Origin of the sequence: Nitrospira sp. (assembly GCA_029194665.1) — a bacterium.
GTDB lineage: Bacteria > Nitrospirota > Nitrospiria > Nitrospirales > Nitrospiraceae > Nitrospira_D.
Window position 1 is genome coordinate 1 of sequence record JARFXO010000008.1, and the last position, 20,640, is coordinate 20,640.

The window sequence follows — 20,640 nt, forward strand, 5'->3', positions numbered from 1 at the left end:
CTGGTCGGGATCGTGGCGTACGATGCCTGCTCGACAAAAAGGGGCGTCGCTTCGATGATCTGTCCGTACGGATCGACGAAGCCGGAAATTCCCGTGTTGGCGGCGCGCGCGAAGGCCAAATGATTTTCTACTGAGCGAAAGACGACCATGGCAAAGTGCTGGGCGGGGGCCGAGGACGGCCCAAACCATCCGTCGTTCGTAATCGTCACCAGAAACTCCGCACCGTTCGCCGCAAATTGCCGGACGAAATCCGGGAAGATCACTTCGTAGCAGATCGCCACGCCGAACTTGACCGACCTGGTACCGGTCGACCGTTCTGTGTTCCAGGATTTCGGATTGAACGAGAGCGTCGTCGGCCCCGGTCCCGCTTCGAAATCGCCGATCCCTTCGACGAGTTTATCGAGAAAGAACAGGAGCGAGGATTTGAGGGGGATGTATTCTCCGAACGGCACGAGATGGTGCTTATCATAACGGCCGAGGACTGTGCCGTCCGTTCCCAGCAGATAGGCACTGTTCAAGAGGTAGGGGCGGCGATCGGGGTAGAATCTCAAGGCCGGGCTGCCGAGAAGGATCGGTGCCTGCGCACGTTCCGCCCAAGCGATCAGCTGCAACTGGTACTCTTTCTCCCGCTCGAAAATAAACGGCGTGGCTGCCTCGGGCCACACGACCAAGTCGGTATTGGTTCCCAGTTGGGTCGTCAGCCGGTCGAACCTCCTCATCGTCTCGTCGCGGAATGACGCATCCCACTTCACGGCTTGATCGATATTTGGCTGAATGACACCGACGGTAATGGATGGTTTATGATGGCCCAGGTCCTTAACACTCAGGACTGCTGAACTGTAGAACCATGAGAGCACCATGCAGGCGGCTGCAGTGGTGAGCAATTCCCACGGCAGCTGGACCGGGTGAAATCCTCTGAAAAACGGCATGATCCACAAGCACAGCTCGGCGAAGGCCACATTGACCAGGACAATGAGGAAGGAAATGCCGTACACACCTGTGTGGTCTGCCACCTGTATCAGGTCCAGCTCGCGATATTGTGAATAGCCGAGGAGACACCAGGGAAGGCCGGAAAGCAGATTGGTACGGAACAGCTCGAGTGCGACCCAGAAGCATGGCGCAAAGAAAATCCCGTAGCGCGGGATGAGTTCGCGCAGCCACACGACGGCAACGCAGTAGAGCCCGACATAGAGTCCGAGATAGGTGGTCAGCAACAACAGAATTGCGTAGCTGACGATCTCCGGAACCTTGCCATAGATCGTCATGGCGGTGACGACCCATGCCATGATCCCGGTGAATCCAACGATTCCGCTCAACCAACCGATCCAAAAGGCTCGCTGTCTGGAGCATTGATCAAGCGCGAGATGGAGGGGAATCAGGGCGATCCAGGCCAGCAATCCCAGGTCAAACTTTGGAAAGCAGAGAGGCAAGAGCAGTCCGCTCGCGCAGGCAAGCAGTATCTGGCGCGAACGAGATCCATCCATCGAGCCGTACCTTACGAAAAGATGCGACGACTTGCAAGAGAATGCTTGAACAATCAGCGACTTGGGAGGCTTGCCAGGTGCTTTTCCTCGGTTAAAGCTGTATTCTACCTCCTATGGAGAGACGTCGGCATCATCGAGTTCCGGCTCAAGTCAAGAGTTTGCTTCGGGCGAACTCGCATGAAGTGGAGGGGGAGACCGTTGATCTGTCGCTCGGTGGCGCCCGGATTGAAAGCTCTCTTGGTGTCCAACCGGGAAAGCAGATAAGCATCAAACTCCTCATGCCGGGGGATGACACTCCGATCGGGATCGAGCAAGCCCAGGTCCGATGGGCGTTGGATCGGACTTTCGGCGTGAGGTTTCTCGGAGTACCGCAGCAGGAACTGCACGAATTAGAACAATTGATCGACGAATGTATCGCGCTCGATGAAGGGAGGGACGTATGAAATCCGCGAGCAATTCCACCGAGACCTCGACCGACGACCCGCGCACCTGGATCGGTGGCGAAGCGACCGTCAGTTCCCAAGCCCACCGATATATCCGTCGCCAAGCGGGACCATCCAACTCGCTGCTCGGTGTGATCCTCGGCTTGACCTTCCTCGGCGGCCTCGCCCTGGGTAGCTCCTTCGCCCTGCTCTGTCGCTCCAAGAACCAGTAGGAGTATTGGTCCCATCCGTTGTTGCACTGTTCTGAATGAGCCAGAGTCTGTCCGTGTCTCCTGTGCATGGGTACCGGCTTGCATTGGCTGTGACACACGTGGGCTCTACCTCTGTGACATTGCGAAACAGGTGGGAGACATCCCCGGACCCTGCGTCGAGCTCCAACGCCCCAGAGTCCTCGCTCACCTGACTGGCCAGACGGTCCAGAACCGGCTGACGCTTGAGAGCGAGTGAGCCATCTACGACAGCGAGCAGCTCGTGAGCAGCGGTCGCCGCGTTGGCCACCAGCCGCAGAGGAGCGAGGCATCGGTTTTCCTAAGACTCTTCTTCGCCAAATGAGATCAAGAAGCAGCTGCTTTTTGCTATACTCCTGTCCACCATGTCATCGGATACCCCCTCTCCGCAGCCCTCACCGGCAGAGCGCCGCGAGTTTTATCGCATCACCGTCACCTTGCCTATCTGTCTTCAGCCTGAGAGCGACCAGGCGGAGGGAACACTCATCGAGCGGTCCGTCAACATCAGCGGCGGCGGTATCGGCGTCACGCTCGACCAGGCCTTCGAGGTGAATAAAATTCTCTCATGCACTCTGCTCCTTCCCGGCCAGGTGCTCTTTAAGTCCTATGTCGAAGTGTTGCGTGTTGATCCCATTACCTACCCACTCAACACCTATCGCCTCCATGGGCGCTTCGTCAGGATGGCAACTCAGGATCGAGAGTTGCTGATCCGACACATCCTACAGTTCCAGCGTGAACACCTCACTAAGCACTACTCTGCTTGAATGGACAAGGTCATCACTGTGAGGAGGATTCGCCCAATTCTGAGGACCCCGCTTCGTCCCCGCGAAAGGGGGATTCATTCTGTCACGCGAGGCCGACTAGACTGGGCCACCGTGGAACCCACATTTCCCTATTTTCGACACCACTATCGAGTCCCCCTGGCCGTGCAATACCCCGTGATGTTTTCCGATACGGACACGATCGCGGAGGGAAAGGTCATGAACCTCACCGTGTTCGGCTGCGCGATCGAATGTGTCGGTGCTGCGCCGAGGCGAACCACCCTCCGCGTCCGGCTGATCCTCCCGGATCAGGCACGATCACTGCCGGTTGAAGAAGCAGAGGTCCGTTGGGTCCAAGGGAATCGAATGGGGCTTCAGTTTCACAAGGTGGGACGAGCGGCGGATTTTCGGCTCCATGGGTTTGTATGGGATCGCATGGTCGAACGGCTCCGAACGATCACTCAGGAAGGATTTTTAATCTCTTGATCCTGCGCTATCCTGCCTTTTCCAACCATCGCCAAACACAACAGCCCGATGCCGATCCACACGAGCTCACGGAACCGTCGCAGCAGTGCGAAGGTGATCCCCATCACGTCGCTGTAACCGAACGCTTGGAGCAACAGAAGATTGCCGGCATCTTGAGCGCCCAGACTGCCGGGGATCAAGAAGGAGCCCCCCTTGATGAAAACCGCAAGCGCTCCTATCGAGAGGGCGGACAACGCGCTCACTGAACCGCCGAGTACATAAATAATCCCGAACACCTCCAACGATTCGGCCATCCAGCCCAAAAAGTACAACGCCATCGACGCATAAAAGGCATGTTGATGGTGGCGGTAGAAATTTCGAATCGTCTGATCGATCGAGCGCAGGTGCTCTTCATGCGTCTCCAGAGACTGGATTCGCACGCCTAGTTTCTTGACCAATGACAGAATCGAGGCAAAGAGTCCACGCTGCTGGATGAAGACAAATCCTGCGATTGAACAGACCAGCAGTCCGACGCTCACCAGAGCTGCGGTGATCGTCTGGCCCGCTGAACTCCCGGCACCCAGCATCCAGAAGGCAAGGGCGATTCCCGTAAGGATATAGAACACCTCGGCGATCGTCATGGTCGTCTTCGCGATCACGACGGAAGCGGCCCCCTCTGCCATGGGAACGTCGTACCTTTTGAGCAGAAAGGCCTTCACCGGTTCGCCCCCCAGGTAGGCCGGAGTGGTCATGTTCACCACCTCGCCGGCGGTCCGAATCGTCAGCAGTCGCCAAAATGGAACCCCTTGTGCCGCTCGCCCCAACACCACTTTCCACCCATAGGCTTCAATGGAATACATGATGGTAGATGGGAGTAGGATGCCGAGCAAAGCTATTGGACCGAGTCTTGTAGCAGCCGTGTAGATATTGGCGGGGCCGATATGCCAGACAAGAAGGCTCAGAACGACGAGGCCAAGAGCGAGTAGGATATAGCGCAACACGTTAGTCAGACGGCCAATGTGACATTTATGGTCGAAGGGATGAGACTGCAGATGGACGGATGAGCCATGCTACGGTGCCGGCAAACAGCCATGTGCCGGCTACCGCAAAGAGCAGAAACCAATAAAGTTGATCGAACAGCGCAAAGGCCAGTAAGGCTGCTGAGAAATCGCGGCTGGCGACATTTTTCAAGATGGCATCCGCCCAGGCTGCATGGGTAGGGGTTCTCCACCCACTCGCCGCTTTGATCTTGTGCGCCTTTTCGGCAAGTACGAGCGAGAGGCCGTTGCCGAACACGGCGGCGGCGCCTAGCGCGAGCGGAACCCAGTCGTCTGTTTGTCCCATGTGGGTCGCGTAGAGTCCCACGGCGATGCCAGCAAAAATCGCCATATGCACGATGTTGTCCAAGACAACGTCGAGCCAAGCACCAAAGGGCGACTCGGTAAAGGTCAATCGGGCGACTTCACCGTCGCAGCAATCAATGACGGCTGCCAATTGAAACAGGAGGGCTGCCACAATACCGGCGCTGTACGTACCCATCCCAAACCCAGCTGCAGCAACCAGACCGATTAATCCGGCGAGCACCGTGATGGAATTAGGCGACAACCCCGTGGCAAGAAACAGACGCGTGAACCAGCGAGAGATCTTGCGATTGAAATAGCGATCGACGAACCCTTCAAATTCCCCCTTGAGCGAACTGAACAACTTCTTTTCGGCTGTGTGGACATCAGCCAGGGTTCGGACCGGTTGATACCAATTACCCCGTTTTTCTTCGGACGAGACGACACGCACCCGACCATCCACAACAGCCTGCTCAAGCCACTGCCGGATCGGAGCGGTCCCCTTCTCACTCGCCGGTTGATCGGCGATGCTCATCAGGCTTGCCGGCACGACCACCAGATCAGCGACACGCAAGGCCGGATCGTCGAAACGGAGGGGGGCGAAGGTGGCCGGGCAACCGGGCTGGACTTTCGATCGCACGCACTGCACCAGGAGCTGATCGACCTGCCCCGGTGGGGCTTGAGAGACCACGATGGCTTGACCGTCCTGCACGTCACGCCGCAACCGCTCGATCAACCCTCGAGAGAACACGCTATTGACGCTCGCGACCAACGCAAAGCCATGCACTTCGGCCGCCAAGGCTTCCCATGTCCGAGGATCGTCGAGAGGAAATTCGCGGATCGGCATCCATCGGACGGGAATCGTGAGACGCGGCCCTTTGCCGAGCGCCTGTTTCAGCTGTTCCTCCTCAGAACCGGAAAGGACGATTAACTGACGAATCCCCGCCCGTTGCAACGTGAGCACGGTCCGTTGAAAGAGCCCGACCCCTACGACGCTCGTCAAAGGTCCCACGTCGCGGACCTGTTGCCCGATCGGACCGCCGAATACCCCGACAGATGGCAGCAGAATCGCCGTCGCCAGTCCTTGGATCTCGGCTCTCCTCTGAAGGATGCTCTTACTCATGGTTTCATAGACAACGATGCGTGATCACCAGTGCTCCCTTGCCCAGGTCCCCGTTCTCTTCTATCGGACATCCTCCCATGGTGAAGACTCTCTCATAATCTTGGCAAAACTTCCAATTCAGCTTTTCTTACGTCTTCGATGAAGTCGATCTCGGTCCAGGGCAACCCTCCGATCCGTTCATGACCGACCCGCACGTCCTGAAAATACTGCTGTAGCGCGTCCTCGTACTCCATATCCCACGAGCCTCTGTCGATGTAGCCATGGAGAGATGAGACGACGCGAGCCGTGTCGGCATGCCGAACTCGAAGAAATCCAACCCCTTCCCCGGCGTAATCATACTGTTCCGGCAAGCTCTTTGTCAGCGCAATAACTCGCCCCCCCGCCACGACCACCATGCATTCTTCTCCGGTCTGCTTCACCGTCTCATCCATCAACAACGCATTCTCAGAGGGTGACGATACCAGACGCCGTAGGATCTCCGGATGGAACAGCACGTCGGCATCCATCACGATAGTGTCGTCGTCGAGCGCGGTTCGTGCGATCCACAGCGAGGAAATACTGCCTCGGTGAAACTGCTCGTTGACCAGAAAGGTAACGTTGACGCCACAGGCATCCCGTTCAACCGCCGCACGAATCATCTCCTGCTTGTACCCTACGACAATCTCCGCCCGACGAATGCCGACGGAAACCAGCGACTCTAAGTACCGGCGCAGGAGTGACCGTCCGCCGATCTCGATGAGGCATTTCGGGCGATGTTGGGTCACCTCCCACAGCCGTTTTCCCACTCCCGCTGCAAGGATGACCGCCTTCATGCCGATTTGCACACCTGTTCGAAGGCGTCGAGAAACCCGACAAATTGTGCCTCGGACAATGCCCCCATATTGGCCACGCGGAAAATCTTGTTCTCTAGGTTGCCTTGACCGGCATAAATGACATAGCCCTGCTGCTTCAGCCGATCATGCAACGCGTCGTAAGCAACGCCATCCGGCAGGTGATAGGCCGTGATGGTATTCGATTGCCGGTCCGTGGGGAGCAGGGCCTTCACACCGAGCTTGGCCATTCGTTCACGGATTAGGGTTGCCGTCTTCTTGTACCGTTGGATGCGATTGGTCACGCCTTCTTCGAGGAGTTCGTTGAGTGCTTCGTCGAAGGCATAGTAGACCTGCACCGCGGGCGTGAAGGGAATCGTGCCTCGCCCCTCGTTGTTGATGTAATGGGTCAGATGGAGATACCACGAGCGCTTCGGGTACGAGCGCATTTTTTCGACGAACCCCTTCCGCACCAGCACGAACGAGACGCCTGGAAACCCCTGAATACACTTTCCTGCCGTCCCCACGACCATATAGATGTGCGACCGTGCGATGTCGATTGTCTCGCCCGCCAACGCACTGACGGCATCGAGCACAAACACCCGATTCTGATTATCGACGACCTCGGCAATCTCGTGGACAGGATTGAGGAGGCCGGTGGTGGTCTCATGGTGCACCATGCCGACGGCGTGCACTTCCTGATGCTGACGCAGGGAAAGCAGTAATTTTTCCGGATCGGGCCGAGCCGTCCATTCATACTTCAATTCGTTCACCCCCAGGCGATGGAGGCCCACGATTTGGGACATCCGTTCACCATAGACGCCGTTGTTGAGGATGAGCATACGGCGGCCGTGAGGAAGCGACGACATCAAGGCGGCTTCGACGGCAGCCGTCCCTGATCCGGTCATCACGACGGCGACATAGTCCGATTCAGCTTCGGGGACAAAGGCTTTGAGCAGTTTGGCTTGGATGCGGTGAAGCAGTTCGTAGAATTCATCCTCTCGATGACAGATGTCAGGTTTCAGCAGTGCCTGCCGTACCCGTTCGGACACGTTCACTGGCCCGGGATTCAGAAGAACCACGCTTCTCTCCGTTATTCGTCAACCGTGAATCGTTAATCGGAAAAGTACGGATTGTTCTTCCCGCACCAACTAGCGATTCACGAATAACGTTTCACGAGTCACGTCAGTCGATCGCTTTCATGAACCGGCGAGTGATGTCCGGCGGATCGTGCAGAACACGGCCGGCATCTTCCACAAATTCGTTCACCTTGATGAGCAACATGCTTGGCCCATCCTTCTTCAGCATCTCCTTGAACTCGTAGACGAGATCATCGCGATCAAGTACCCGTTCCACATTCGCGTAGCCTGCGGCCTTCGCCACTTTCTCCAGCGGGACCACGTTGGAGATTGTGGGCTGGTTCCCGGTCGTTCCGTACACTTCGTTGTCGAATACGACGTGGATGAAGTTTTTCGGTTTCAACGCGCCGACCGTTGCGAGAGTGCCCATTCCCATTAAGACATTCCCATCGCCATCGAAGGTAATCACCTGTTTATTCGGCTTTGCGAGTGCGACACCGAGTGCGATCGCCGGGGCATTTCCCATGGAGCCGATCATGTAGAAATGAGTGGACCGATCCGCAATCTTGTGCGCCTCGCGCGAGGGAAACCCGTTGCAGATAATGACGGGCTGATCGGTCAGCAGCTCCAGTAAGGCCGCCATAGCCTGCGCTCGGCTGATCAATGTGCCTTGCTCGGGTCTCATCTCACCACCTCTTCCCACCTTACGCGCCAACCGTGAATCGCTGACGCTGGCGGCCGCTTATGCCGTTCGATCAGCGACCGACCAGTGATGCATGACCCGCCCACGTTCACGGATGCAACCCCTTCACGACGCCCTTCGTGATGAGCAACGCGACCGGAATCTGGTGCTGCATGAACGTCTGAGCCACCCACCTGAAATCGGCGACGGCCGTTTTTTCGGTCAAGGTACGGTGCAGAATTTTGACTGTATCGAGCAATTGAGGCATCACTTCTCCCATCACCAGATGTTCTGGAGCGTCCTTTCCCCCTTGACCCCGCCATGAAACAATCAGGATGCAGGGTTGCTTATAAATCATATTCAGAGAAATGAGCGTATTGAGAGAGGTGCCGAGTCCAGAATTCTGCATGAGCACGGCGGGCGTTTTCCCGGCCATATAAGCACCGGCAGCCATACCGACCGCTTCATCCTCTCGGACCGCAGGGGTGTACAGCCGACGGTTCATGAGCTCCGCAATGACTCCGCCGAGAATAGAATCCGGTACGCCGGTGAAAAAATTGACCCCCATGTCCTGCAGGGCTTGTACGAACACGTCGCTTTCAATCATTGGAAGTTTCTACCTGGAGTAGTACTGATACCGTCTCGCGGAAACCGGCGCATTATAAGATGCGCCCCACGAAGTTCTCAAGAACGATCCTCGGTTGAGTTGAATTCTCTTGCATGTTAGCGTTGGTGCCAATGCGGTTGTTGTCTGATCCGCTTCCAGAGATGAAGGACCCTATCCGACCAGCATCGCTTACTTGGCCGTTGGTCCTGATCGTTACGATCGTGATCGGTGCTGGCTCAGTATGGGCCGTTCCCATGACAGATGACCCGAAGGGATTCCACGACATTCCTTGGGGCACCTCATTATCTTCTCGCCAGGACCTGGAACCGATCCAGGCAGATCCGCATATCATGGAATATCTCTACAGAACAGAGCCATTGTCATTCGCGGGAACCGAGATGACCAGGATCCTCTATCTTTCGGTGGACGATCAATTCGCGCGAGTCATCATTCGCTATCAAGGGGACCAGGTTCATCGGCAGGTACTGAGCTTCTTGGAAAACCGCTTCGGTCGGCTGGAGCGCATTCCAGGGCAAATGGCGCGGGGCCTTACTCAACAATACAACTGGCGCGGGAGCGACACCGAAATCAATCTGACATATCAAGCCGGTACAGAACGTGGCTACATTTTTATCGATAGTCGCTCGCTCGCACCACGGTTCAACGATTACATCACCGATTTTGCGCAGTAGTTCGATGAAGGCCTCAATCTGAGCAAGTCACACGATCGACGATCGTCATGCTTTGCCTATGCGACTCATGACCGTCCACATTGAGCGTTTCCATCGTAAACGATCGGAACGGATTCGAAGACATTCCCTGAAAGACGATCAAGGTTTATGTTTGGCATAGTTTTCTTTACGGAAGTGACATGACGATTTGAAAATGAGGTCGATCGCGCATCGTATTTTGCGAAAGTCAGCTGCTGCCGGAGAAGCTCGCTGACGAGACCTCGCCTACAGCCTTTCGACCCCGCCATAACCAGGCCGGACAAAAGTTTCCATTGACAAGCACCGTACGCTTTCGCATCATGTGGCCCATATGACCAACGCCGCAAGACTTCGGGCTGCCTTGAGCAGGCCGGGTGCCCTGAAGATAGTCGGGGCCCACGATGCACTCAGCGCCCGTCTCATCGAACGTGCCGGTTTCGACGGTGTTTGGGCAAGTGGGTTCGCCATTTCGGCCTCTCTAAAGTGCATCCCCGACGCCAGTTTTATCACCTCCAGCGAGCAGCTCGATGTCGAACGGAATATCGTTGAGGCCGTGAATATCCCTGTGATCGCTGATTGCGACACCGGGTATGGGAACGCCCTGAATGTCATGAGGACCGTCACCGACCGTGAGCGGGCCGGTGTGGCTGCTATTTGTATTGAAGACAACGTCTACCCCAAACGCTGTAGTTTCTACGCGGGGGTTCGACGTGAATTGATCCCTATCGAAGAGCACTGCGGCAAGATTCGAGCGGCGAAAGCCGCTCAGCTTTTCCCGGAGTTCATGATCATTGCCAGAACCGAGGCCCTCATCGCTGGGTGGGGACAGGAAGAAGCACTGAAACGGGCTGAGGCTTATGCAGACGCAGGTGCCGACGCAGTCCTTATCCATTCGAAATCGAAAAAGTTCGACGAACTGAAGGCTGTATACAAATTGTGGTCCGGGCGCGCCCCGCTGGTCGTGGTCCCGACGATTTTTGACCAGACCACCGCGGCCCAAATGGAGGAAGCCGGAGCAAAGATCATCATTTATGCCAACCAACCAGTCCGGGCGGCCATTCGTGCGATCACAGACACGCTGGATCTCATTAAGAAGGACACGCGCCCCGGAGCGGCGAACGACCGAATCGTCACGCTACCTGAAGTGTACGACATTGTCGGTGTCCCACAAATGGAGCAAGACGAGAAACAGTTCCTGCCGGTGGGGAGCGAACGAATCACCGCGATTATCGCCGCCGCTGGGTTCGAAAAACAGCTCCTGCCGTTGATCGAGGACAAGCCAAAGTGTCTGCTTGACATTAAAGGGAAAACGATCCTCGATCGTCAGATCAACGCACTCAACGAATGCGACATCAAAGAAATCGCTTTAGTTCGCGGGTATAAGAAAGAAGCGATCTCGCTACCCAATATTCGCTACTACGACAATGATCGTTATGAGGAAACCGGTGAGCTAGCTTCGCTTTTCTGTGCTGAAAATGAGTTAAGAGGGCGAACCATTGTCCTGTACGGCGATATCATCTTTGATACCGCGATCCTTGAAAAGTTGCTCAAGAGTCCCGCCGACATTGCTTTGGTGGTCGACCTGGCCTGGTTTGATCAGGAACAGCGCAATGCTCAGCCGACCCATCTTAACCCGGATCTTGTCTCACTGGCCGCCCCACCCGGCAAAAGCTATTTATCCAGATTTGTGATGCCGGAAGGTGAACACCAGGTAGTTAAGATTGGCCAGCAGCTTCCACGCGAACTGGCGCATGGTGAATTTATCGGCATGGCCATGTTCTCAGAGAAGGGCACTCAAGCCCTTCGCGAGTGCTACCACAGGGCCCAGAAGCAGCATCAATCATCCCCGTTCCACGAGTCAGCAAACCTTGCCAAGGCATCTTTCACCGATATGCTGCAAGAACTGATTGACCAGGACTATCGCATCCAAGCCGTACCGATTTTTAAGGGATGGATGGAAGTCGATTCCTTCGAAGAGTACCAAAAAGCCTGGGCAAAGATTCGCCAGTAATTCTCGTCATCGGACAGGAGGTGGTCTCTCTTGCCACCAGAAATATTCCTTAAAGGTGGCGTGCCACCTCGCTTCTGATCCGCAGGCTCCATTGCTGAATTGATTAGGACAATATTCCCAACAAAGCTATGATGGTGACACCGACGATGAGTGGCCGAAAATCTTACGTGCCTTTAGATAACCGTTATGCCGAACGTGTAGCCGTCACGTGTCGAGTACGTTATGTCGGTGAAGTTCCGACACAGCCTCATCAAGGCGAAGGACTCACAAAAAACATCTCCGTTTCTGGTTGCCACGTCATCAGCGACCGCTCGGTAACGCGTGGAACATTATTGACCCTTACCATTGCGCTCCCCGATGGGTTACCTCAGCTTTTATTGAAATCGGCGCATGTGGTGTGGGTGTCAGGTTGTCAGTTTTCCGTCCGATTCATGGACCTGAACCGAGACCATCGGAAGCGGCTGCAGTCGTTCATTTGGAAAAGCATCTCCCACCACACCGTGAGTGATCAACGAACTCGATTTCGACTCATGTAGTCCGGTCCCTGCTCCCTTCCTAATAGTCACGATCCTCTTCATGTACGGGCTGCGAATGCTCGTTATCTTCTAAGACCTCACATACTGCGTCCGGAACAAGGCATTCCTTTAATCGGTTACATAACACATGGACTTATTGTCAAATATATTCACCCCACTTTTGGTTTGGACGCTACCCCTCAACTAGTGGGAAGCCAAGATTGACTCTGAGCGCTAGCCTTCATCCATACAAAATCTCGAAATACGGGAAATGATTTTGCAGACCGGCAATGCGGGAGACAGGAATCATTCGAACTGGTGGGGATCCGGCGATTCGAAACAGGTAGACAACCAGGAGGTGTAGCGATGAAGCAGATGAAGCACTTAGAACGATCAAGAACGCCTTGCTCAGCCCATTCGATTGAGCGCCGCAGGATGAGAAGGACCTGTGTCTCTTTTGGCCTTATGTACTCAGGAATCAATGGGGACGACGTTCTCATTGGAGACGGTAGTGCTGTTGACCTATCCGAAGGTGGGTTGGGCATTCGTGGAAATTGTCCTGTCAATATTGGTATGGAGTTGACCTTGTTTCTATATCTGCTGGACGAAGATGAACCCCTGTTCGTTTCGGAAGCGACGGTCGCCTGGACGGCGGGATCTCTATTTGGTGTAGAGGTGAAGGAAGTAAGTCTTCGTGATGGTGATCGAATGCTGTCGTTTCTCCGCGCTCATTCGGTTGGTCAAGCCTAGGTGGCTCGATGGCCTGACAATTGCCGTCTGGATGGGAAGGCCAATTAGTAGTTGCTGAGAGCCATGACTAGGGTCTGTTGACATTCAGTTCCCGTCAGGGCATGAGTGTGGCGTGGTTCAACGCCCACCGGAGGGAGGATGTCGAGACGGGAGCTGCGCGATGATCAATGGAAACGGATTCAAGAGTTGTTGCTGGGCAAGACAAGCGATCCCGGGCGGACGGCCAAGGGATAACCGTACATTTGTGGATGCGGTGCTCTGGATCGCCCGGACCGGTGCGCACTGGCGTGAACTCCAAGAGAGCTTCGGCCTCTGGAACAGCGTGTTCCAGCGATACAATCGATGGTCGAAAGCAGGCGTGTGGGAGCGGGTGTTCCTTGCCCTCTCGGGCGACCCAGCTTTTGAATATGGGATGATCGATTCCACCATCGTCCGCGCCTATCAGCACAGTGCGGGCGAAAAGGGGGGCACAGGAGACGGAAGCCCTTGGCCGGTCGAAAGGCGGTCTGACGACGAAAACCCACACCGCAGTCGACGGTCTGGGCAACCCACTGCGGTTTATCCTGACGCCAGGACAGGCGTCGGACTCCACCCGGGCCGAGCCGTTGCTGCAGGGCTGGCCCGCTCAGCATGTCATTGCAGACAAGGGATACGACAGCAGCAAGATCGGTGACGTCATCGAGCGGTCCGGCGCACACGCCGTCATCCCGCCGCGCTCCTGCGTGAAGGACCCACGCGCAACCGACTTCGTCCTGTACGCCGAGCGCTACCGCATCGAGGGCTTCTTTGACCGACTCAAGCACTACCGTGCCGTTGCGACTCGTTACGCCAAGCGTGGACGCAACTTCGCCAGTCTCATCTATCTGGCCGCGTCCATGCTGTGGATGAAATGAATGTCAACACGACCTAGGGCGTGTCATCAATTAAGCCATGTCATTGAAGCAGCGAGATAGATGGCACCGAGGAAATTGGCGGCGCGTTTGTCGTAGCGGGTGGCGATGGCGCGGAATTGCTTGAGTCTGGCGAAGAAGTTCTCAATCAGATGCCGGGCTCGGTAGAGGTCTTGATCGTATTCGCGGGGGGTGGTTCTGTTGGCTTTGGGGGGAATGACCACGACCTTGCCCGCTCGTTGCAGCGGCTGGATCACCCGTTCATCGGCATCAAAGGCCTTATCGGCAATGATGGTATCCGCGTCAATGCCGGGTAGCAAGACATCGGCGCCCTCCAGGTCATGCGCCTGCCCTGGGGTGAGATGAAACCCCGTTGGGTTACCCAACGCATCACAGGTGGCGTGGATTTTGGTGGTCAGGCCACCCTTGCTGCGTCCGATGGCTTCCTGCGCGTGGTGCCCCCTTTTGCACCAGCGCTGTGCTGGTGGGCACGAACGATGGTGGAATCGATCATCGCGTATTCGTTGTCAGGATCGTCAGCAAGACGTTCAAACACCCGCTTCCAGACGCCGCGTCGACTCCAGCGCGTATGGCGTGTGTGGATCACTCGGAAATCTCCGAACCGCTCCGGCAGATCCCGCCACGGGATCCCCGCGCGATACCGGTACAACACCGCTTCCACAAACAGCCGGTTGTCCTTCGCCGTCACGCCCACCGTCTCTTCACGACCAGGCAGCAGATGCTCGATCTTCTCCCATTGGTCATCACGCAATCCATACCGTCTCACCATCCGCAGACCCCTCCTTTGGTCTGGGACGGAGTAAATCACAACACGATGGCTCTGTGAATCGAGAAAATTAATTGATGACACGCCCTAGACACCGCAAACTTCAGAAGGCCCCACCTGCTTCTACTGTCGCTATACTTTCAAGCGTTCGGCTTTAATGATCTATTCCACCTTGTCTCCCGTACAAGTATTATGCTAATTCATGGTGAGTGAATACTTACTCACCATCAATAGTGTCCGGTTAAAACAGAAATGGTCGTTTATTCAGACGCAACTCATTGATCAGCAAGGAGGCCGTTTTGGGTCTCGCATTGAAATCGTGCCCACCATCAAATCTGTGCAAATACGCGCCACCATTGGCGTTCCGTACTGTACAGCCGTTTTTAACCGGACACTACTGACTCACCATGAATTAAACAAGGACATCTCCGCGTCATCGACACCAATCGTCACGAACCTCAGGTCACGAGCGACAGGCCAGCTTGATCAGCGCTGCGACATCATTGTTTGCCGCAAACGGCTTTACCGGAACGACCACTAAGCAAATCGCCAAGGCTGCCGGTGTCAGCGAAGCACTACTCTTCAAGCACTTTCTGACCAAGCGTGCGCTATGCACGGTAATTCTTGCAGAAAAGGCTCAATACTCCGAGTTGCGAGAAGCCGTCGAAGCCGCAACCGACAAACGAGATGATGAAAGGCTCTTTACATTGCTCGCCAGCTATCGGATGAAAAAGGGTGCAGATCCGACGATGCTTCGCCTACTCCTGTTCAGTGCCTTGGAAGGGCATGAGCTGTCCACCATGTTTTTTCAGCAGCAGTATCGAGTCTTTCACGATCTTCTTGCCGGCTACATTCGTCGACGCATCGAAGAGGGCGCTTTTCGTCCGGTCGATCCAATGCTTGCCGCCAAAGCGTTCTTCGGTATTATTCTCCACCATCGGCTCCTGCACGATATTTTCGGGCTACCAATGCGCCTATCCCATGAATCATCGGTGGTCGAATATGTTTCCCTTTTCCTCGGCGGACTCGTCCGGCATTCGCCGGACTCTTAGTTGAGAGGCACCACCTTGAGACCACTCGTCCGACATCCGTTTCTGACGCTTGGGATCGTCATCTTTCTTGCGGTCACGGTTCTCGTAGTCTTTCGCTTGAGCACGGGTGCCAAAGCCGATACAAAGAAGTCTCGGCTCATTACGGTAGGCGTCGTGTCCCCGCTACGACAGGATCTCGATATTCGGCTAGCTTACACCGCGGACATCTCACCCAATCAGGTCGTGAATATCTTCTCACGGGTCGACGGATACATCGCCAAACTGCATGTCGATAAGGGTGATTTTGTTAGGACAAACCAGTTACTCCTGGAAATCGATCATACCGATTATCAACATGCCGTTAATCAGGCAAAAGCCAACCTTTTATCCGCCAAGGCGAAGGTCTCACAACAGGATGCTGCGGTCCGCAGCGCCAAGCTTACGTTCGATCGTGTGCAGATTCTCATCAAGGACCAATTTGTCTCACAGCAAGATCTGGATAATGCGCAGGTCAACTTGGACGCTGCCAGAGCAGCACACGAAGCCCTGCAGGCACAGGTCAACCAAATGGAGGTGGCTCTGGCCCAGGCTGAGACTAGCTTGGCCTACTCTTACATCCGAGCCCCGTTTCCCGGCTATATCGCAGAACGAAATTTAGACATCGGAGCTTACGTAACCGGTGCAACTGCAAGCACCTCGACGATGTCGCGAGGCATCATGAGCCTGCACGACATCAATACGGTCCGTGTGTTGATCGAAGTCGTCGAGCGCGACATCCCGATGGTGAAGATTGGCCAAAAGGTTGAGCTCCGTGCCGAAGCGTATCCGGACCAGGTGTTCGAAGGAACCGTCACGCGTATCGTCCAGGCCTTGAATCGCTCGACACGTACGATGACAGTGGAAATCGACTTACCTAATAGAGACCGCCGATTAAAAGGCGGAATGTTTGCCCGAGTCGAGGTCATGGTGACAACCCATCACCAAGCGTTACAGATTCCCATTGATGCCGTCAGTCGACTAGAAGATACGCAATATGTCTATATTGTCCGAGAGGGGAAAACCCAGCGGGTGAGTGTCGAGATCGGTGCCCATAACAGCAATCGAGTCGAAATTCTCAAGGGCTTAACCGGGGATGAGCAGGTCGTCGTCTCCGGAAAAGATTTGGTGCAGGATGGGACACCCGTACAGACCCAACCGCTTATGAAGCCATGAGTGCTGAGAACTGAGTCCTGCGTCAAACTATGGACAAGCCGTAACCTGATTGGTGTCGGCAATCATAGACAGTTTTTCTACTCAGTACCCAGCACTCGCTACTCAACACTATCCTTATGTGGCTGACCTTACTCGCATTGCGCAATCGCATCGGCATTCTGATGCTCTCGCTCGCGATGGTGGTATTGGGGCTGACCTCTCTGCAGCGCTTGCCAGTCGATCTCTTTCCGCAAATCCAGGTTCCCGTGGCCTTCGTTGGTGTTATTTACAAAGGAGCGCCTCCTCTCGACATTGAGCAGAGCGTCGTCTATCCGATCGAGAAGGCCGTCAGTTCCGCGTCCAATGTCGAACATGTCGAATCGTTCAGCAAACAGGGCATTGGAGCCGTGCAGGTCTGGTTCAACTGGGGAGCCGACATCAATGTCGGTCAAATGGAGGTGATGCAGCGCATCACCCAGATTTTGAACAGTCTCCCACCAGGCATTCTGCAGCCCTTTATCGTGAAGTTCGACGTCTCCAATATACCGGTTTCGATCGTTTCGGTATCGAGCGATGGGCTGGACGAGCGGGCGCTTTATGATCTCGCCTACAACACGATCGCCCCGCAGATTGAGCAGATCGCCAATGTTGCGGCGGCAACCGTTGAAGGAGGTAGGATCCGTCAGATCAATATAAACCTTGATCCGGCGCTCCTCAGTGCCCGTGGGCTCTCCATTCTCGACGTCGTGAAATCCGTCAAAGCCTCCAATTTGATTCTGCCTTCCGGCAATATCAAAGCCGGCAACCTTGACTACAATGTGTTTACGAACAATCAGTTTCGAACGGTGGAGCCGATCCAAGACGTGATCGTGAAGGTAAATCCGCAAGGCAACCCAGTCCGCGTTCGTGACGTCGGGACCGTAACCGACTCGTCTGATATCCAAACGAACATTGTTCACGCCGACGGAGCTAGATCTGTGTTTCTTCGTGTGAACAAGCAGCCAATCGCCAACACCGTCGAGGTTGTAGATGCCCTACGTGCAGCTCTTCCCAAGCTGTTTGGTATCCCAGAGGGAGTAAGACTCGGCATTTCGTTCGATCAGTCGCTCTATATCCGGCAATCCATCCACAATCTGATTGAGCAGGCCCTTCACGGCTCGCTATTGGCCGCGGCCGTAATTCTCATCTTCTTGCGCAACCTCACGAGCACCGTGATTATTTCGGTGGCCATTCCGCTCTCCATGCTCGTGACGTTTATCGTCCTCTATTTTACCGGTCAGACCCTTAACGTGTTCACGCTTGGTGGGCTCGCACTCGGGATTGGGCGACTGGTCGATGACTCAATCGTGGAGCTGGAGAACATTCAGCGCCATCTGAATACCAATTCCAGCCGATGGAATAGTATTCTCGATGCCGCCCGGGAAGTAGCGATGCCGATCCTTGCATCGACCGTCACGACGGTGGTGGTTTTCCTCCCGATGTTCTTCGTCGTCGGGATCGCCCGTCTGTTGTTGATACCATTGACCGTGACGATCGCGATTGCGCTTTTCACTTCTTTCTTAGTCTCTCGCACGGTCACACCGGCGCTTTGCTACAAATTCCTCAAACCTGAACAAGAGGCCTGGCGGTCAATGCCGAGCTGGTTCACCAACCTGATGGCGTGGAGCCGCAACCGGTATGAATCTCTCGATAGAAGTTATGAAGACTCTTTACAGTGGGTCCTGGGACATCGCCGGATCTTTATGGTCTTGGTGCTGCTGCTCTTTGTTGGATCGCTCACGTTGGTTCCTCTGATCGGAACGGAATTTTTACCGGTTTCTGATGAGAGCCAGTTTCGCATCGTCCTACGAGCGCCGGTCGGTCAACGGGTTGAAAAGACCGAGCAGCAGGTCTCAGAGGTCGAACGGGTGCTCCAAGCCAATATTCCCGCGACCGAATTGGAGAAGATCGTTTCCAGTACAGGCGTCTTGTCGCAAGGCCGTTCCTCGCTCTTTAACCCCAATACAGGCCCCCATACGTCTTCGATTCAAGTGTACTTGGTCTCACCGGACAAACGGAACAGAACTCAAGTCGAGATCATGAACGACATGCGTCCTAAGATCGTCAAACTGTTTCCCGGGGTCTCGATGTACTTCGATCCCGGTGGTCTTGTCAAACGCGTCACAAGCTTTGGCTCTCAAAAGGCTGTTGATGTGGAAATCTATGGCTATGACCTCGACAACGCGAGAGATGTCATCGCTCGTGTCAAGGAGATCATGGAGCAAACTCCCGGCCTGGCGGATATTGAGCCGAGTCGGGAAGAAAACTATCCAGAGGTCAACGTCACGGTCGATCGAGAGAAGGCGGCGCTGCTCGGCATCAGTGAAGCCGACGTGGCCAATACAGTCCTGTTTTCCCTGAACGGAAACGGCCAAACCGACCCCATCATTTACACGGATCCGCAAAGCGGTAACGAATACTTCATCAGCGCCTGGCTCGCTGAGGAGCACCGAGGGAGTCTCACCGATCTGGAGAATGTTCTCCTCACCACCAAAGTCGGCGAGCCTGTCTTACTGAAGAATGTGGCTTCCCTCAAATTGAACGCAGGCCCCGTGAAAGTCGATCGGAAGTATTTTCAGCGCGTGGTCCATATTACGGCCAATCCTATCAATCGACCTCTCGGTGATATCGCGGATGAGCTTGAATCCGCATTCGCGACACTCCAGCTGCCGGCCGGCTTCAGTATCAAGCTGGCAGGACAGATTCAGCAACAGCGCGAGACGTTCCAAGGATTGCAGTTTGCGATCATCCTGGCGCTTCTGTTGGTCTACATGGTCATGGCCGCACAATTTAAATCGCTTATCGACCCATTCATCATCATGTTTTCAGTGCCGATGGGTTTTCCCGGTGTCATTTTGATGTTGTTCCTGACAGATACGACGCTGTCCACCACATCGATGATGGGCATCATCATGATGTTTGGGATTGTCGTTTCCAACGGTGTCCTGTTGGTCGATTACACCAACGTGCTACGGCGCAGGGGGGAATTACTTCACCGAGCAGTCGTGACCGCCGCGCGAACGAGACTGCGCCCGATTCTCATGACCTCACTGGCTACGGTCTTCGGCCTTCTTCCCATGGCGATCGGCCTTGGAACAGGCGGCGAAACCAACGCTCCCCTGGCACGGGCGGTCGTCGGAGGGTTGAGCGTCTCAACACTCCTCACGCTATTTCTCGTTCCAACGATGTACGCGATCTTAGAAGAACGGTTCCCGAGGAGACTCGATTCGGAAATGCGAGATCACTAGCAAGCTCAGGCCTGTGGTGGCCTCACTCGTGAGTAGCGCCCGTTAATCCTCAACAACGTTCGGGAACAAGGATTTCAACTGCATAGCCAGCCCGATATCCCCAGTGACTTGCAAACGCCCCGCTATCGCCATCGTCATCCCGCTCAGCCGTCCATTTAGGATCCCGATGCAGTCTTCTCCGGTCATCGATAAGATCACGTGTGGATCAGTATGGGTTCCATCCTTCACGACGCAGGTCCCATTGTGCACCAGCAGATGGTACTGGCCGCCTTGATTTCCTCGAAGGTCGAACTGGTAGACGGCATCAAGGTCCTCAGCTGCATCTTTATCGAGTTTTGATGGGAGTGAGTCGAGCACTTCTTTGACTGTCGTAGTTTTCATGTCTTGACGATACCTATGACATTGGATGGTTAAGGTATTCGGGGGCGCTATTCTCACCGAACGCCCC

19 protein-coding genes and 1 pseudogene are annotated in these 20,640 nt (G+C 55.1%); 11 read left to right on the forward strand and 9 right to left on the reverse strand.

Translation table 11 applies throughout. The annotated features are described in order from the left end of the window. Nucleotides 1-1,484: apolipoprotein N-acyltransferase (gene lnt / locus P0119_21155; protein MDF0668566.1), on the reverse strand; the 1,484-nt coding region annotated here is incomplete at its 3' end. Nucleotides 1,485-1,597: 113 nt separating this feature from the next. Here lnt and P0119_21160 point away from each other — a divergent pair. The 4 genes from P0119_21160 (at nt 1,598) to P0119_21175 (ending at nt 3,401) form a co-directional block, all read left to right on the forward strand. Next, nucleotides 1,598-1,927, forward strand: coding sequence for a PilZ domain-containing protein (locus P0119_21160; GenBank protein MDF0668567.1), 330 nt, complete (start codon nt 1,598-1,600; stop codon nt 1,925-1,927). Further along, a complete protein-coding gene (locus tag P0119_21165; GenBank protein ID MDF0668568.1) occupies nt 1,924-2,139 on the forward strand; it encodes a hypothetical protein in 216 nt (71 codons plus the stop codon). The genes P0119_21160 and P0119_21165 overlap by 4 nt, the downstream gene beginning before the upstream one ends. 380 nt (nt 2,140-2,519) lie before the next feature. Continuing rightward, nucleotides 2,520-2,918 carry a PilZ domain-containing protein gene (locus tag P0119_21170; GenBank protein ID MDF0668569.1) on the forward strand — a complete coding sequence of 133 codons (399 nt, stop codon included), beginning with the start codon at nt 2,520-2,522 and terminating at the stop codon, nt 2,916-2,918. 111 nt (nt 2,919-3,029) lie between these two features. Continuing rightward, nucleotides 3,030-3,401, forward strand: coding sequence for a PilZ domain-containing protein (locus tag P0119_21175; protein ID MDF0668570.1), 372 nt, complete (start codon nt 3,030-3,032; stop codon nt 3,399-3,401). Here the strand turns inward: P0119_21175 and P0119_21180 are convergent. The 6 genes from P0119_21180 to P0119_21205 all read right to left on the reverse strand — a co-directional run bounded on the left by P0119_21180 (nt 3,377) and on the right by P0119_21205 (nt 9,020). After that, nucleotides 3,377-4,381, reverse strand: a complete 1,005-nt coding sequence (locus tag P0119_21180) for a lysylphosphatidylglycerol synthase transmembrane domain-containing protein (GenBank protein MDF0668571.1) — start codon at nt 4,379-4,381, stop codon at nt 3,377-3,379. The genes P0119_21175 and P0119_21180 overlap by 25 nt on opposite strands. Nucleotides 4,382-4,406: 25 nt before the next feature. Further along, nucleotides 4,407-5,843, reverse strand: a complete 1,437-nt coding sequence (locus P0119_21185; GenBank protein MDF0668572.1) for a CDP-alcohol phosphatidyltransferase family protein — start codon at nt 5,841-5,843, stop codon at nt 4,407-4,409. A gap of 92 nt (nt 5,844-5,935) precedes the next feature. Continuing rightward, nucleotides 5,936-6,655 (reverse strand): phosphocholine cytidylyltransferase family protein, encoded by a 720-nt coding sequence (locus P0119_21190; protein ID MDF0668573.1) that lies wholly within the window; start codon nt 6,653-6,655, stop codon nt 5,936-5,938. Then, complete coding sequence (locus tag P0119_21195; protein MDF0668574.1) at nt 6,652-7,734, reverse strand: aminotransferase class V-fold PLP-dependent enzyme; 1,083 nt, start codon at nt 7,732-7,734, stop codon at nt 6,652-6,654. Before P0119_21195 ends, P0119_21190 begins: the two co-directional genes overlap by 4 nt. Before the next feature lie 103 nt (nt 7,735-7,837). Continuing rightward, the gene (locus tag P0119_21200; GenBank protein ID MDF0668575.1) at nt 7,838-8,416 is read right to left on the reverse strand and encodes a thiamine pyrophosphate-dependent enzyme; all 579 of its coding nucleotides are present in this window, start codon (nt 8,414-8,416) and stop codon (nt 7,838-7,840) included. A gap of 106 nt (nt 8,417-8,522) precedes the next feature. Further along, nucleotides 8,523-9,020: a thiamine pyrophosphate-binding protein gene (locus P0119_21205; protein ID MDF0668576.1), complete on the reverse strand. Its 498-nt coding sequence runs from the start codon at nt 9,018-9,020 to the stop codon at nt 8,523-8,525. A 113-nt stretch (nt 9,021-9,133) separates the two neighbouring features. On the opposite strand from P0119_21205, the gene P0119_21210 reads away from it, so the two are divergent. The 4 genes and pseudogenes from P0119_21210 (at nt 9,134) to P0119_21225 (ending at nt 13,899) form a co-directional block, all read left to right on the forward strand. Next, the gene (locus tag P0119_21210; GenBank protein MDF0668577.1) at nt 9,134-9,712 is read left to right on the forward strand and encodes a hypothetical protein; all 579 of its coding nucleotides are present in this window, start codon (nt 9,134-9,136) and stop codon (nt 9,710-9,712) included. Between the two features lie 349 nt (nt 9,713-10,061). Continuing rightward, entirely contained in the window at nt 10,062-11,741 is a 1,680-nt protein-coding gene (locus P0119_21215; GenBank protein ID MDF0668578.1) for an isocitrate lyase/phosphoenolpyruvate mutase family protein, read from the forward strand. Nucleotides 11,742-12,622: 881 nt separating this feature from the next. Next, nucleotides 12,623-13,006, forward strand: a complete 384-nt coding sequence (locus P0119_21220; GenBank protein ID MDF0668579.1) for a PilZ domain-containing protein — start codon at nt 12,623-12,625, stop codon at nt 13,004-13,006. A 138-nt stretch (nt 13,007-13,144) separates the two neighbouring features. Beyond that, nucleotides 13,145-13,899, forward strand: a pseudogene (locus tag P0119_21225) (IS5 family transposase). 26 nt (nt 13,900-13,925) lie between these two features. Here the strand turns inward: P0119_21225 and P0119_21230 are convergent. After that, nucleotides 13,926-14,683, reverse strand: a protein-coding gene (locus P0119_21230) for an IS5 family transposase (GenBank protein MDF0668580.1) whose coding sequence is annotated in 2 segments (ribosomal slippage) — nt 13,926-14,348 and nt 14,351-14,683 — 756 coding nt in all. Because the reading frame shifts where the segments join, the coding sequence is not laid out codon by codon here. Between the two features lie 482 nt (nt 14,684-15,165). Here P0119_21230 and P0119_21235 point away from each other — a divergent pair. From P0119_21235 to P0119_21245, 3 genes are all read left to right on the forward strand, one after another. Further along, complete coding sequence (locus P0119_21235; GenBank protein ID MDF0668581.1) at nt 15,166-15,735, forward strand: TetR/AcrR family transcriptional regulator; 570 nt, start codon at nt 15,166-15,168, stop codon at nt 15,733-15,735. Nucleotides 15,736-15,750: 15 nt separating this feature from the next. Next, a complete protein-coding gene (locus P0119_21240; protein MDF0668582.1) occupies nt 15,751-16,926 on the forward strand; it encodes an efflux RND transporter periplasmic adaptor subunit in 1,176 nt (391 codons plus the stop codon). 116 nt (nt 16,927-17,042) lie between these two features. Next, on the forward strand, nt 17,043-20,192 hold the full coding sequence (locus P0119_21245) for an efflux RND transporter permease subunit (protein ID MDF0668583.1): 3,150 nt from the start codon (nt 17,043-17,045) through the stop codon (nt 20,190-20,192). Between the two features lie 42 nt (nt 20,193-20,234). On the opposite strand, the gene P0119_21250 is transcribed toward P0119_21245, so the two are convergent. Continuing rightward, nucleotides 20,235-20,573, reverse strand: coding sequence for an SCP2 sterol-binding domain-containing protein (locus P0119_21250; GenBank protein MDF0668584.1), 339 nt, complete (start codon nt 20,571-20,573; stop codon nt 20,235-20,237). Nucleotides 20,574-20,640 lie beyond the last annotated feature (67 nt).